The sequence below is a fragment of the Terrabacter terrae genome, assembly GCF_039529575.1.
Classification (GTDB): domain Bacteria; phylum Actinomycetota; class Actinomycetes; order Actinomycetales; family Dermatophilaceae; genus Terrabacter; species Terrabacter terrae.
The window spans coordinates 1,081,365-1,094,710 of the sequence record NZ_BAAANB010000021.1 but is presented as its reverse complement, the minus strand read 5'-3'; the positions used below and the strand labels follow the sequence as shown (position 1 = coordinate 1,094,710).

The 13,346-nt window shown below is 71.5% G+C and carries 14 protein-coding genes; 3 read left to right on the top strand and 11 right to left on the bottom strand.

Translation table 11 applies throughout. From position 1 onward, the window contains the following. Positions 1-52 precede the first annotated feature (52 nt). Positions 53-664, top strand: a complete 612-nt coding sequence (locus ABD194_RS15180) for a class I SAM-dependent methyltransferase (protein WP_343992830.1) — start codon at positions 53-55, stop codon at positions 662-664. 298 nt (positions 665-962) lie between these two features. Here ABD194_RS15180 and dapF read toward each other — a convergent pair whose 3' ends face one another. The 4 genes from dapF to miaB all read right to left on the bottom strand — a co-directional run bounded on the left by dapF (position 963) and on the right by miaB (position 5,093). Next, positions 963-1,814: a diaminopimelate epimerase gene (dapF, locus tag ABD194_RS15175; protein ID WP_343992828.1), complete on the bottom strand. Its 852-nt coding sequence runs from the start codon at positions 1,812-1,814 to the stop codon at positions 963-965. A gap of 1 nt (position 1,815) precedes the next feature. Further along, positions 1,816-2,733 carry a tRNA (adenosine(37)-N6)-dimethylallyltransferase MiaA gene (gene miaA, locus ABD194_RS15170; RefSeq protein WP_343992826.1) on the bottom strand — a complete coding sequence of 306 codons (918 nt, stop codon included), beginning with the start codon at positions 2,731-2,733 and terminating at the stop codon, positions 1,816-1,818. A gap of 131 nt (positions 2,734-2,864) precedes the next feature. Beyond that, positions 2,865-3,518, bottom strand: coding sequence for a peptide deformylase (gene def, locus ABD194_RS15165; protein ID WP_343992824.1), 654 nt, complete (start codon positions 3,516-3,518; stop codon positions 2,865-2,867). A 42-nt stretch (positions 3,519-3,560) separates the two neighbouring features. After that, positions 3,561-5,093, bottom strand: a complete 1,533-nt coding sequence (gene miaB / locus ABD194_RS15160; protein ID WP_343992822.1) for a tRNA (N6-isopentenyl adenosine(37)-C2)-methylthiotransferase MiaB — start codon at positions 5,091-5,093, stop codon at positions 3,561-3,563. Positions 5,094-5,308: 215 nt separating this feature from the next. Between miaB and ABD194_RS15155 the strand changes: the two genes are divergently transcribed. Continuing rightward, positions 5,309-5,914, top strand: a complete 606-nt coding sequence (locus tag ABD194_RS15155) for a YceI family protein (RefSeq protein ID WP_343992820.1) — start codon at positions 5,309-5,311, stop codon at positions 5,912-5,914. A 193-nt stretch (positions 5,915-6,107) separates the two neighbouring features. Here the strand turns inward: ABD194_RS15155 and ABD194_RS15150 are convergent, their stop codons facing one another. The 3 genes from ABD194_RS15150 to ABD194_RS15140 form a co-directional block, all read right to left on the bottom strand. Then, positions 6,108-6,968, bottom strand: a complete 861-nt coding sequence (locus ABD194_RS15150) for a regulatory protein RecX (protein ID WP_343992818.1) — start codon at positions 6,966-6,968, stop codon at positions 6,108-6,110. A 2-nt stretch (positions 6,969-6,970) separates the two neighbouring features. After that, entirely contained in the window at positions 6,971-8,020 is a 1,050-nt protein-coding gene (gene recA, locus ABD194_RS15145) for a recombinase RecA (RefSeq protein ID WP_343992816.1), read from the bottom strand. A 261-nt stretch (positions 8,021-8,281) separates the two neighbouring features. Next, the gene (locus tag ABD194_RS15140; RefSeq protein WP_343992814.1) at positions 8,282-8,548 is read right to left on the bottom strand and encodes a DUF3046 domain-containing protein; all 267 of its coding nucleotides are present in this window, start codon (positions 8,546-8,548) and stop codon (positions 8,282-8,284) included. 159 nt (positions 8,549-8,707) lie between these two features. On the opposite strand from ABD194_RS15140, the gene ABD194_RS15135 reads away from it, so the two are divergent. Further along, positions 8,708-10,339, top strand: a complete 1,632-nt coding sequence (locus ABD194_RS15135; RefSeq protein ID WP_343992812.1) for a DUF3352 domain-containing protein — start codon at positions 8,708-8,710, stop codon at positions 10,337-10,339. 72 nt (positions 10,340-10,411) lie between these two features. Here ABD194_RS15135 and ABD194_RS15130 read toward each other — a convergent pair whose 3' ends face one another. Genes ABD194_RS15130 through ABD194_RS15115 form a run of 4 tightly spaced genes read right to left on the bottom strand, consistent with a single transcriptional unit; the run spans position 10,412 to position 13,345 of the window. Further along, positions 10,412-11,518, bottom strand: a complete 1,107-nt coding sequence (locus tag ABD194_RS15130) for a mandelate racemase/muconate lactonizing enzyme family protein (protein ID WP_343992810.1) — start codon at positions 11,516-11,518, stop codon at positions 10,412-10,414. Beyond that, positions 11,515-12,402 (bottom strand): serine hydrolase, encoded by an 888-nt coding sequence (locus tag ABD194_RS15125; RefSeq protein ID WP_343992809.1) that lies wholly within the window; start codon positions 12,400-12,402, stop codon positions 11,515-11,517. Before ABD194_RS15125 ends, ABD194_RS15130 begins: the two co-directional genes overlap by 4 nt. Before the next feature lie 17 nt (positions 12,403-12,419). Next, on the bottom strand, positions 12,420-12,722 hold the full coding sequence (locus ABD194_RS15120) for a helix-turn-helix domain-containing protein (protein ID WP_142204762.1): 303 nt from the start codon (positions 12,720-12,722) through the stop codon (positions 12,420-12,422). A gap of 11 nt (positions 12,723-12,733) precedes the next feature. Beyond that, positions 12,734-13,345, bottom strand: a complete 612-nt coding sequence (locus ABD194_RS15115; RefSeq protein ID WP_343992808.1) for a CinA family protein — start codon at positions 13,343-13,345, stop codon at positions 12,734-12,736. Position 13,346: the final 1 nt, after the last annotated feature.

Sequence of the window (13,346 nt, the reverse complement as noted above, 5' to 3'; positions counted from 1 at the left end):
GGCGCCCGCGGCCATGCCGGCCTCGAGGGCGCGGCCGGTACCGTGACCCCTGATGAGCGAGCCGACCGACCACTACTTCACCGCCGAGCCGGCCACGCCGGAGGAGCGCCGCTCGATCGAGGTCACCCTCGACGGGCGTCGGCTGACGCTCACCACGGCCCGCGGCGTCTACTCCCCCGACCGGCTCGACCCCGGCACCGCGGTCCTGCTCGCCGGCGCCCCGGACCCCAGCCCCACCGGCGACCTGCTCGACATCGGCTGCGGCTGGGGACCGATCTCCCTCACCCTGGCGCTGCGCTCACCCCGGGCGCGCGTGTGGGGCGTCGACGTCAACCGCCGCGCCCTGGACCTCGCGCGGGCCAATGCCGTCGCGGCCGGTGTCGGCAACGTGACGTTCTGCGAGCCCGACGACGTGCCGCAAGACGTGCGCTTCGCCACGATCTGGTCCAACCCGCCCATCCACGTGGGCAAGCCCGCGCTGCACGCGCTGCTCGAGCAGTGGCTGCCTCGCCTCGCGGACGACGGCGTCGCCCACCTCGTCGTGCAGAAGCACCTCGGGTCGGACTCGCTCCAGAAGTGGCTCAACGCCCGGGACTGGGGCCTGGACTGCACGCGCCTGTCCTCGGCCAAGGCCTTCCGCATCCTCGAGGTCCGCCGCGCCTGACCGCGCAAGGCGACTACACCGCCAGAGTCGTCCTACGCGGTCAGGTCGGAGGTGATGAGGGAATAGACCACCAGATCGACACGGCCCGCGTGGACGTAGCCGGCGTTGCGCGCCACGCCCTCGCGGACGAGCCCGGCCTACTCAGCCGCCCGCTGCGACGGGCGATTGCCCGTGGCCGCACGCACGGCGACGCGCTCGAGACCCTGCTCCAGCATGGCCCACTCGGCCAGTAGGGGACGCAGCACGAAGCCGTCGCCCTGCAGCGTCGCCGACGGGAAGGTCCTCGGTGGCCGCGCCGTCACAGTGGGAAGTCGCCGTCGGCGACGAGGGCCGCCGGTCCGGCCAGCTCGACCCGCTGGCCCGGCAGCGGGGTCACGGTGAGACGTCCGCCGGGGACGTCGACGGTCCAGGGGCTGAGGTCCTCGACACCGGACCAGAAGCGCGTCGCGAGGGCCGCGGCTGCCGCCCCGGTGCCGCACGATCGCGTCTCCCCCACACCGCGCTCGTGCACGCGCATCGCGATGTGCCCCGGACCCACAGCACGCACGAACTCCACGTTGACCCCCTCGCGCTGTTCCGGCTGCACCTCGGGCGCACCGGTCAGGTCGAGCTGCTCGAGCTCGATCCCCTCGGGGAGCATGACGACGGCGTGCGGGTTGCCCATGTCGACCGAGAGCGCCGGGACCGGCTTGCCGTGCCGCGGTCGCACCATGAGGTCGAAGCCGTCGGCGCGGGCCGCGGCCTCGTCGGCCAGGCGCCACGGGCCCAGGTCGACGGCATACCCCTCCTCCACGACGCGCACGGTCTTGACGCCGGCGCGGGTGGCGATGGTGATCTGGCGCCCGAAGGCGAGACCCTCACGGCGCAGGAAGTCCGCGAAGACGCGGGTGCCGTTGCCGCACATCTCGGCGAGTGAACCGTCGGCGTTGCGGTAGTCCATGAACCACTCGGCGTCGTGCGACTGCGCCCGGACCGCCTCGTCGGTGGACAGGGCCGTGCGCACGACGCGGATCACGCCGTCGGCGCCGAGGCCCGCGTGGCGGTCGGCGATGCGCTGCACCTGCGCGGGAGTGAGCTCGAGGGTGCCCTCGAGGTCGGGGATCAGCACGAAGTCGTTCTCGGTTCCGTGGCCCTTCGTGAAGCGCGTCATGTCAGCCATTCTCCGGTATGCCGGGTCGCACCCTCACGTCTGCCTCGCGCACTGCCGCGAGCGCCCGGTCGAGCAGGCCCGGGGCCTGCGCGTCCAGCCACACGATGCGCGGGTCGGGACGGAACCAGGACTCCTGGCGTCGTGCGTAGCGACGCGTGGCCCGGGCAGTGTCCTCACGCGCCTCCCGCTCACCCATGACGCCGTCGATGACCGCGATGGCCTGGCCGTAGCCGATGGCCCGGCTGGCTGTCACGCCCTCGCGCAGACCCGCCCCGAGCAGGGTCTCGGTCTCGGCCCTGAGGCCGGCGTCCCACATCCGGTCGACCCGGCGAGCGACGCGTTCGTCGAGCACCTCGCGTTCGACCCGGAGTCCCAGGATGATCGCGGGAGAGGCGAGCTCCCGCGTCGGCATGCTCGCGCTGAACGGGCGTCCCGTGAGCTCGATGACCTCGAGCGCGCGGACCACCCGGCGCACGTTGCCGGGAAGGATCGCCGCTCCCGCTTCGGGGTCGAGAGCCCGTAGCCGAGCGTGGAGGACATCGGGGCCGACCTGCTCGCCCTCTGCCTCGATGCGCGCGCGCACCCGTGGGTCTGTCGGCGGGATCTCGAGCCGGTCCAGGGCTGCACGGACGTAGAGACCCGACCCGCCCACGAGCAGCGGTCGGTGCCCGCGAGCCGCGATGGCGTCGAAGTGCGCCCGTGCCGCCACCTGGTAGGCGGCCACACTGGCCTCCTGCGTCACCTCGAGCACGTCGAGCTCGTGGTGCGGGATGCCCCGACGCTGCGCTCGTGGCAGCTTGGCTGTGCCGATGTCCATGCCGCGGTAGAGCTGCATGGCGTCGGCGTTGACGACCTCTCCCCCTACTCGCTCGGCGAGGTCGAGAGCCAGGTCGGACTTGCCGGTTGCGGTGGGGCCCACCACCGCGACGATGGGCGGGCTCGAGGGGGTGGACGTCGGCCGGCAGAGCGGTTCGCCGCTCGTGGACCCGGGCGTCACGGCATGCGGCCGGCGGGGCGGTGCGGGGACGTGTGCGTCACGGGCAGTGGCGCTCAGCCGATGAGCTCGTCGGCGTGCCGGTCAGCAGTGGCCGCGTCGTGGGCGTGGCCGTCGTGCTCGTGCTCGTCGTGCTCGTCGTGGCCGAACGGGTCACGGTCGACCCCGGGGTGCCACGCGTTGCCGGGCTTGCCCCAGCCGTTGCGCTTGACGGCCTTGCGGGCCTTCTTGGCCTGGCGGTCGTCGAGGCGGTCGACGTAGAGCGTGCCGTTGAGGTGGTCGTACTCGTGCTGCATGCAGCGGGCGAACCACCCGGTTGCGTCGAACTCCACCCGGTTGCCGTCGAGGTCCACACCGACCACGTGAGCGCTGTCGGCACGCTTGAGCGGGAAGGCCTCTCCCGGCACCGAGAGGCAGCCCTCGGTCTCCTCGTCGGGATTGGGGCGCTCCTGCGGGATGCGCGAGGTGGTGACGGTCGGGTTGATGACGTGCCCCTGCTCGGGCACGCCGTCCTCGTTGGCCATCTTCCAGACGAACACGCGCAGGCCCACGCCGACCTGCGGCGCGGCGAGGCCCACGCCGTTGGCCGCGACGTTGGTCTCGTACATGTCGTCGACGAGCGTGCGCAGCTCGTCGTCGAACTCCGTGACGAGAGCCGCCGCCCGGTGCAGGACGGGCTCACCGGTGATCACGATGGGACGCACGCTCATGCGCCAAGTCAAGCACGAGCCGGCGCACCGACCCGAATCGGCTCAGCCCACAGAGCAGCCCGGGGCGGCGGGCACCTGGGCCGGCCTGCCGATCGAGGGCATGCCGAGGCTGACAGCCGGCTTGCCGGTGCCCTGCGGCGCGTCCTGCAGAGCTGCCCACGCGTCACCGCCGGGAGTGCGCCGGACGGCATACGTGCCGCCCTGCACGCCGGAGTCGGCGACGAGGTGGTGCGGCGCGCCGTACGTGACCTCGACCGTCACCATGTCGCCGGGGCGCGGCACCTCGGCGCCGTCGGGCACCGCGAAGTGCACGAGTCGGTTGTCGCGGGCCCGGCCGGACAGGCGCTTGGTCTCCACGTCCTTGCGTCCCTCGGAGGGCGCGACGAGGACCTCGACCTCACGTCCCTCGAGGGACCGGTTCCCGGCCCAGCTGACCTCCTCCTGGAGGGCGATGAGGCGCTCGAAGCGTTCCTGGACGACCTCCTTGGTCACCTGGTGCGCCATGGTCGCCGCGGGCGTGCCGGGGCGGATCGAGTACTGGAAGGTGAAGGCGCTGGAGAAGCGGGACTCGCGCACGACGTCGAGCGTGCCCTGGAAGTCCTCCTCGGTCTCGCCCGGGAAGCCGACGATGATGTCGGTGGTGATCGCTGCATCGGGGATGTGGCGACGGACGTTCTCGATGATGCCGAGGAACTTCTTGCTCCGGTAGGAGCGGCGCATGTCCTTGAGCACCTTGTCGGACCCCGACTGCAGCGGCATGTGCAGGCTCGGCATGACGTTCGGGGTCTCCGCCATGGCGAGGATGACGTCCTCGGTGAAGGCGGCCGGGTGCGGGCTGGTGAAGCGCACGCGCTCGAGCCCCTCGATCTGCCCGCAGGCGCGCAGCAGCTTGCCGAAGGCGAGACGGTCGCCGAACTCGACGCCGTAGGTGTTGACGTTCTGGCCGAGGAGGGTCACCTCGACGACGCCCTGCGCGACGAGCGCCTCGATCTCAGCGAGGATCTCGCCGGGGCGCCGGTCCTGCTCCTTGCCACGCAGGCTCGGGACGATGCAGAACGTGCAGGTGTTGTTGCAGCCGACCGAGATGGACACCCACGCGCTGTAGGCGGAGTCGCGGCGGGTGGGCAGGGTGGACGGGAAGACCTCGAGGCTCTCGAGGATCTCCACCTCGGCGCGCTTGTTGTGGGCGGCGCGGTCGAGCAGCGCCGGCAGGGACCCGATGTTGTGGGTGCCGAAGACGACGTCGACCCACGGTGCTCGCTGCACGATCGTGCCGCGGTCCTTCTGGGCCATGCAGCCACCGACCGCGATCTGCATGTCCGGGTTCTTCTGCTTGGCCGGCCGCAGCTGCCCCAGGTTGCCGTAGAGCTTGTTGTCGGCGTTCTCGCGCACGGCACACGTGTTGAACACCACGACGTCGGCCACCTCGGGTCGCTCTCCCGCGGGGAGGCTCGAGAGGTCGACGTAGCCAGCGGTCTCGAGCAGGCCGGCGAGGCGCTCACTGTCGTGCACGTTCATCTGGCACCCGTGCGTGCGGACGTCGTACGTCCTCGGGGCTGCGTTCTGCGTTGTCATGGCACCGACAAGGGTACGTCCCGCTGCGCGGGCCGCACGACGGCGCCGGTGCAGCCGCGCCAGGAGTCGGCGGCGGCCGCACCGGGAGTCGGAGGCAGACCACCGGGGCCGGGCGGAATAACTGCGGCCGGGCCGCGGTTCAGATGCTTGACAGTTCAACAACTTGTGAGCATCATAGTTGTTGAAGATTCAATAACTACCTGAAGGACGTCATCATGGGCCTGTTCAACCGCAGCAAGGACGAGACCGTCGTCGAGACCCCCTCCGTGGCCGTGGAGAGCATCTCCGGCGACTACACGATCGACCCCAGCCACACCCGCGTCGGCTTCTCGGCCCGCCACGCGATGGTCACCAAGGTCCGTGGCCACTTCGACGAGTTCGAGGGCAGCGCGCACGTCGACACCGTCGACCCTGCCAAGTCGTCCGTCTCCGTGACGATCCAGGCGGCCAGCGTCACCACGGGCAACGAGCAGCGCGACGGCCACCTCAAGACCCCCGACTTCTTCGACATCGCCAACTACCCGCAGATCACCTTCGTCTCGACGGACGTGGAGCGCGACGGCGCCGAGTGGGCCATCACCGGCGACCTGACGATCAACGGCGTGACCAAGTCCGTCACGATCCCCTTCGAGGAGACCGGCTCGGCCAAGGACCCCTTCGGCAACACCCGCGTCGGCTTCGAGGGTGACGTCACCATCGACCGCACGGAGTGGAACCTCTCCTTCAACGCGGCCCTCGAGACCGGCGGCGTCCTCGTCAGCGAGAAGGTCAAGCTCGAGTTCGACGTCTCGGCCATCGCCAACGTGCCGGCCGAGGTCTGAGCCGCAGGACCACAGTGACACCCGAGGGGGTGAGGACCAGCCGGTCCTCACCCCCTTCGTCGTCCGCCGAGGCCCTTGGCACCGGTGCGGGCTGCGCCGGCCAGTGGTCCACGCACCCTGTGTGAGGTGCCGAAGTGCCCACTCGACTCGACGTCGAGTGGGCATTCGTGCACCGGTGGAGACCCTGACGTCGTCAGTCGCGCTGGTGCTCGGGGAGCCCGTCGATGGCGTCGCGGATCACCGGCCAGGCGATCTCGCCGGAGTAGCCCTTGCGGGCGAGCATCCCCGCCAGACGGCGCGCCTGGACGGCCGGGTCGAGGCCCCGCATGGTGCGCAGCTTCTTCACGACGAGCAGCTCCGCCCGGGCCCGTTCGTCGCCGGTTCCGACCTGGCCGAGAGCCTCGTCGGCGATCTCCTGGTCGATGCCCTGCTTGCGCAGCTCGTGGGAGAGGGCCTTGCGCGCCAAGCCCTTTCCGGCCTGCTTGGAGCGCACGAGCATCTGGGCGTACGCCTCGTCGTCGATGAGGCCGACTTCGGTCAGGCGGTCGAGCACCCGGGCGGCGACGTCGTCGTCGCACCCGCGCTGTCGCAGCTTCTTCTCGAGCTGTGAGCGACTGCGCGGCGCCATGCTGAGCTGTCGCAGCGCGATGGCGCGGGCGACCGACTCGGCATCGGCGTCGGAGACCGCGACTTCGACATCCTCGGGTGGAGGCGCCCAGTCGGGCCTCTCCCCCGGATCCGCCGAGCCCCAGCCCGTGGCCCGCCCTTTCGGCCGGGACTGTGGGGAGTGCCGGGACTGTCGCGACCGCCCTGACCGCGGCCCGGCGGCGCCACCGTCTACCGGCCGGGGACGCGTGCGGGCGCCGCGGGCCGCAGCCGTGGCGTCGGGCCCCGCTGCACCGGAGACCGCGGACGGCGGGGCCGGCTCGCCAACGGGATCCGGCGTACCGGAGGGACCACCGGCCCGCGCCCGGGCCACGACCTCTGCTTCAGCGAGGGCGGCCGCGGCGCGGGCCAGGCGGTCCTGCGTGGTCTCCTGCTCGGAGAACCCCATGATCAGAAGTCGACGGGCACGTCCGTGACCGGAGCCGGCTGGTCGACGCGCGGACCCACCCCGAGCTTCTCCTTGACCTTCTTCTCGATCTCGTCGGCGAGGTCGGGGTTGTCCTTGAGGAAGTTGCGGGCGTTCTCCTTGCCCTGACCGAGCTGGTCGCCCTCGTAGGTGTACCAGGCACCGGCCTTGCGGACGAAGCCGTGCTCGACGCCCATGTCGATGAGGCCACCCTCCCGGGAGATGCCCTGGCCGTAGAGGATGTCGAACTCCGCCTGCTTGAAGGGCGGGGACACCTTGTTCTTGACGACCTTGACGCGGGTGCGGTTGCCGACCGGCTCGGTGCCGTCCTTGAGCGTCTCGATGCGACGGACGTCGAGGCGCACCGAGGCGTAGAACTTCAGCGCCTTGCCACCGGTTGTGGTCTCGGGCGAGCCGAACATCACGCCGATCTTCTCGCGGAGCTGGTTGATGAAGATCGCCGTCGTGCCGGTGTTGTTGAGGGCACCGGTCAGCTTGCGCAGGGCCTGGCTCATGAGGCGGGCCTGCAGACCGACGTGGCTGTCGCCCATCTCGCCCTCGATCTCGGCACGGGGCACCAGGGCCGCCACCGAGTCGATGACGATGATGTCGATGGCTCCCGAGCGGATCAGCATGTCGGCGATCTCGAGCGCCTGCTCACCGGTGTCGGGCTGCGACACGAGCAGCGCGTCGGTGTCGACGCCGAGCTTCTTGGCGTAGTCGGGGTCGAGCGCGTGCTCTGCGTCGATGAACGCCGCGATGCCTCCGGCCCTCTGCGCGTTGGCGACCGCGTGGAGCGCGACCGTCGTCTTGCCGGAGGACTCGGGGCCGTAGACCTCGATGATGCGGCCGCGCGGGAGTCCGCCGATGCCGAGCGCCACGTCGAGCGCGATCGACCCGGTCGGGATGACCTCGATCGGTGGCCGGACGTCGTCGCCGAGGCGCATCACCGCGCCCTTGCCGTAGTTCTTCTCGATCTGGCCCATCACCGAGGCGAGAGCCTTGTCCTTGTCCTTCAGCTGCACCGATGCCATGTCGGTCACCTATCTGCCGTCTGCGCTGCGGTCGTCTACCTTCGACCCGGGCGACGGCTCGTCCTGAGATTCGCTGTCGGGTCAGACGTTAGGTGCCGGCGCCGACATCGGGTGGACCACGAGACGGCCTGTGGACGATGCGGGTGGTGGCGCAGGACCTGTGGACAACAGTACCGAACACGTGTTCGAAGTGAACGCGACACGCCGCCCGTCCTACGGCCTCCCTGCACAGTCACGCCCGACCCACCGGTGAGACACGGCTCAGCGGCTCGACCGGCCACCTTGTCCCGCCTGCCCGCCCTGGGCACCGCGGGCGACCCGGGTGTCCCGGCCGAGGCGCCGCTCGGGGGGCACGTCCATGTCGACGCAGATCGCCTCCCAGACCGCGCGGGGCGGCTCGCCGTCCGCCAGGGCCTGCACCACGGTGCGGTTGCCCAGCGCGCCGAGCACGTGGTCGCGGGCGAGCGACCCGGCATACGCCGCGCCGAACTCGTCGTCCATCAGGGTCCAGAAGTGGCTGATCCGCACCACAGCAGTCTGCCACCCGCTGGACGAGGAACCGGGCGCTCGCCCGGCGTCGTCGGAGCATTGCCGCAACTGCCCACCAAGGTGGCATCCGTGCCGGTATCGTCCACTCGTCCCGCGGGCCGCCGCGTGGCACATCCAATCATCAGGGGGAGCACCACCATGTCCGAGCGCACTTCCCGGCCTACTTCCGGGCCCACCTCGGGGACCAGCCAGCCCTACACCTACCCGCTCCCCGCGGGCGCTGCCCAGACGGTGCCCGGCGAGGTCACGCTGTCTGACGACCCGGAGGGCAAGACGCCGGCCGGTCGTCGGCGCCCCGTCCTGCTCGTGGGCGCCGTCGTGGCGGCCCTGGCGCTCGGCGGAGGCGGAGCGCTCGCCTTCCAGAAGCTGAGCGGCAGCGGGTCCCAGCCGGCAGAGGTGCTGCCGGGCGACGCGTACGCCTACCTTCGGCTCGACATCGACCCCTCGGCCGGACAGAAGATCGCGGCGGTGCGCTTCCTCGGCAAGCTGCCGCAGGTCAAGGACACGCTCGACAGCGGCGACCCCCGCAAGAAGCTCTGGGAGCTCGCCTCCAAGGACGCGAGCAACGCCTGCATCGCCAAGTTCAGCTACGACAACGACATCGCTCCCTGGCTCGGTGACCGCGTGGGCCTGGCCGTCCGCCCGGGCGGCACGGCGAAGGAGCCGAACGTCGCCGTCGCCATCCAGGTCAAGGACGACGGCGCAGCCAAGGACACGCTGACCCGTCTCTTCGCCTGCGACAAGAGCGGCACCCCGGCCGAGGTACGGATCAAGGACGGCTACGCGATCGTCACACCGCGCGGGACAGGCGACGCGACGCTCGCAGCCGTCGACAAGGGCTCTCTCGCCGCCAACCCCACCTTCACGCAGGACATGGCCGCCCTAGGCGAGCAGGGAGTCATGTCCGGCTGGTTCGACATGAGCACCGGCGCCAAGGAGCTGGTCAAGCTCGGTGGGGCCTCGGGGCTGGGCACTCTCGGCGACATGGGCACCATGGGATCGATGTCGACCGCAGCAGGCGCCAAGGGCCGGTTCGCGATGGCCCTGCGCTTCCAGGCCGACTATGTCGAGCTCGCCGGCAAGGTCCGCGGCGCCGACGCTGCCAAGGCCGTCAAGGGGGACGGCAGAGAGCTGGCCTCCCTGCCCGCCAACACGATGGCCGCCCTCACCATCTCCGGAGCCGACCAAGGCATCGATGCCGGCTGGCCGGCGTTCGAGAAGCAGCTGCAGTCCCTCGGGTCCTCCGGGATGGGCTCGGCGGACTTCGTCGGCGAGATCGAGCAGGAGCTGGACATCAAGCTGCCCGACGACCTCAAGGTCCTGCTGGGGCGGTCGTTCACCCTCGCGGTGCCCGGACAGGACTTCAAGTCCGAGATGCCCACCATCGGCGCGAAGGTCGTGTCGAGCGACGCCAAGCGGGCCGACGCGCTCGTGGGTCGCATCCTGGAGAAGACCGGCGCCCCCAGCGGGGTCCTGACCCACAAGGTCGACGGCGACAGGCTCTTCGTGGCCACGACACCCGGCTACGCCGACGACCTCCAGGCCGGCGGCAAGCTCGGCGACAGCGACGCCTTCAAGCTGGCCGTGGGTGACGTCAGCAGCTCCAACGCGGCCCTCTTCGTCGACCTCGACAAGGTCGACGACCTCGTCAAGGGTGAGGTGCACGGCGAGGCGAAGTCCTTCCTCGAGTCGCTGCGCGCGGTCGGCGTCAACGCCTCCTCGACCGGCAACGGCGAGGGCACGTTCACCCTCCGGGTCGTCGGCGACTGACGGCGACGGCCGGCATCACCGCCACGAAGGGCCCCCCTGCCGTGGGGCCCTTCGTACGTCACCGCCTGGGTCTCACCCGCCGGTCGCGAAGCCGCAGATGCCGAAGCCAGCCGTCTCGGGAAGCCGGATCTGGTTGGCGGAGTACGCGATTCCCCCGACGACGGGTGAGCTGACCGACCACCACGCGGCATCGAGGTCGCTCACCTCGGTGGTGGGCTCGGCCGCGACGAGGGCGGCGGCGGCTCCGACTCCGATGTGGCTCTCCATCATGGAACCGACGATGGTGCGCAGTCCCTCGTCGTGGGCACGACGGAGCATGTCGCGACCGACGGTCAGGGAGCCGCACTTGGCCAGTTTGACGTTGACCAGGTCGGCGGCACCGAGCCGGATGATCCGCTCGAGGTCGTAGGGCCCGTAGCAGGACTCGTCGGCCATGATCGGCAGCCCGACCCGCTCGCGCACCCAGGCCAGGCCCTCGACGTCCTCCGCGACGACGGGCTGCTCGACGAACTCGACACCGACCTCGGCGACCTCGAGTGCGCGGATCACCTGGACCGCCTCCTCGCGGCTCCACCCCTGGTTCGCGTCGAGCCGGATGGCGGTGTCGGGACCGACGGCGTCGCGCACGGCGGCCACGCGCTGCACGTCGGTGCTCGCATCGGTGCCGACCTTCATCTTGAGCGTGGTGAACCCCTCGGCGACGCGGCGCCGTGCCGTGTCGGCCAGCGCGTCGGGCGCCCCCGCGGAGAGCGTGACGTCGGTCGTCAGGACGCCGGGTATGCCGTCCCGCCGCGTCGCGAGCGCCGCCGCGACCGAGGTGCCCTCCGCCTGCGCGAGCAGGTCGTGCAGGGCTGCGTCGACCGCCGCCTTCGCCCCGAAGTTGCGTGCCACGGCGCGCTGGACGGCTCCGGCAGCGGCGGTGAGGTCGTCGCGGTCGTCGAGGGCCCGACCCCGGACGGCGGGGGCGAGCATGAGCTCGATGCAGGCGGTGGCGCCGGCCAGGGACTCCCCCGTGACCTGCCACACCTGCGGCGCCTCCCCCCAGCCGGTGCGCCCGTCGCTGTCGGTGATGGTGACCACGACGGTGTCGGTGGTCTCGGTGCGTCGCAGCGACGTGACGAACGGTGTGTGCAGCCGCACCGAGGACGGGGTGCACGTCACTCGGTCGATGGTGGTCATGCCCGCTCCTCGCCTGCCGGGTGCTCGGCCCTCCAGACCTCTACGGCGATCTCGGCCACCAGCGAGGCGGCCCGCGTCTCGTCGAGGTCGACGGTCGTGCAGACGGCGAGGACGAACGGCTCCTCCCCGTCTGGGCGCACGAGCGCGACGTCGTGGGAGACCCCGGGGATCCACCCGGACTTGCTCGCGGTCGGGGTGCCCGTCGGCAGGCCGGCCGGGATCTGGTCGCGGTGCTCCTGGCGGCCGAGCAGCCGCTCGACGGGAGCGAGCACCGCGTCGCCCCCGAGGACAGGCTCGCGGCGGCCCACGGCGGCCATCAGCAGCCCGAGGTCGGCGGCCGTCACGGTGTTGGTGATGCCGGCCGCGCGGGCTGCGGCGTCCTCGATGCCGCGCTGCACGACCGTGGCCGGCGAGCAGCCGACGATCCGGAGGACCTCGGCGACCTCGTCCAGGCCGACGACGTCGATGAGCAGGTTGGTCGCGATGTTGCTCGACCGGGTGATGGCGGCCTCGGCCAGCTCGGCGACGGTGCGGGTGCGGCCGACCGCCGCCCAGGTCTCGGGGTCCTGGTCGTCGGACTCGTCCATGGAGAACGGCGACCCGTCGAGGACTGAGGCGAACGTCCCCGTCACCTGCACCGGCGCGGCCAGGTCGAGCTCGCCCCGGACGGCGCGGCGGAACGCCGCGATGACCAGCGGCAGCTTCATCGTCGACGCCGCGTAGTGGGGAGCCAGCGCCTCGCGCTCGAGGCGGGGGCGCCCCGTGAGGTCGCCCAGCCACACCGAGACGACGGGCGGGGCACCATCGCCGCGGCGAGCCACGGCAGTCAGGCGTGCGATCGCCTGGTCGAGTCTGGAGTCGAGCTCTGCTGGTGGGGTCGGCACCCCAGAAGGCTAGAAGATCACGCCGCGGAGGCGGACACCACGTCACCCGACGGGACGGGAAGCGCAACGGTGGGTGCGAGACCCTCGCTCTCGGCCATCCGGTTGGACACGTCGACCAGGACCTCGGACAGGGGCAGCCGCAGGGCGCTGCAGATGGAGGCGAGCAGCTCGGAGGACGCCTCCTTCTCGCCGCGCTCGACCTCGCTGAGGTAGCCGAGCGAGACCGACGCCGTGGCGGACACCTCGCGGAGGGTGCGGCCCTGGGCGCGCCGGCGCTCGCGCAGGACGTCACCGAGCTCGCGTCGCAACAGTGTCGTCATGCCGTCCTCCTTCAGGTCGCTGGTGTCGTGCGGTCGGAAGCAGAGCCACTGCCGGGGTGACCCGACAGCCCTACCGTACCCCGAGCCTCCGACGGCGGCGTAGGTGTTCGGCGCGTGGCGCCCGACTCGTGGACCGCGAGCCGCAGCACCGCGTCGACGGTCGCCGAGCGGATGTGCGCCCTGGTCCCGTTCAACTCCAGCTGTCGCGTCACTGTTCCCGACGGTCCGGCCACGGCGATGTGCACCGTGCCGGCCGGCTTGCCCTCGGAGGGCCCGGGACCCGCCACGCCGGTCGTCGACAGGCCCCACGTGGAGCCGAGCCGACGGCGTACGCCCTCGGCCATGGCGACGGCCACGGCGGGGTCGACGGTACCGACCTGCGCCACGAGCCCGGCCGGCACGTCGAGCAGTCGCGTCTTGACCTCTGCGGCGTAGGCGACCACTCCCCCGAGGAGCACCACCGAGGCACCCGGCGTGTCGGCGATGGTGGCTGCGACGAGGCCCGCGGTCAGCGACTCCGCGCACGCCACCGTGCCGCCGGACTCGGTCAGGCGAGCCACCAGCTGCGCCCCGGGCGTGCCGGCGTCGCCGTCGGGCTGGGAAGCGGCAGCGGCGGGAACCATG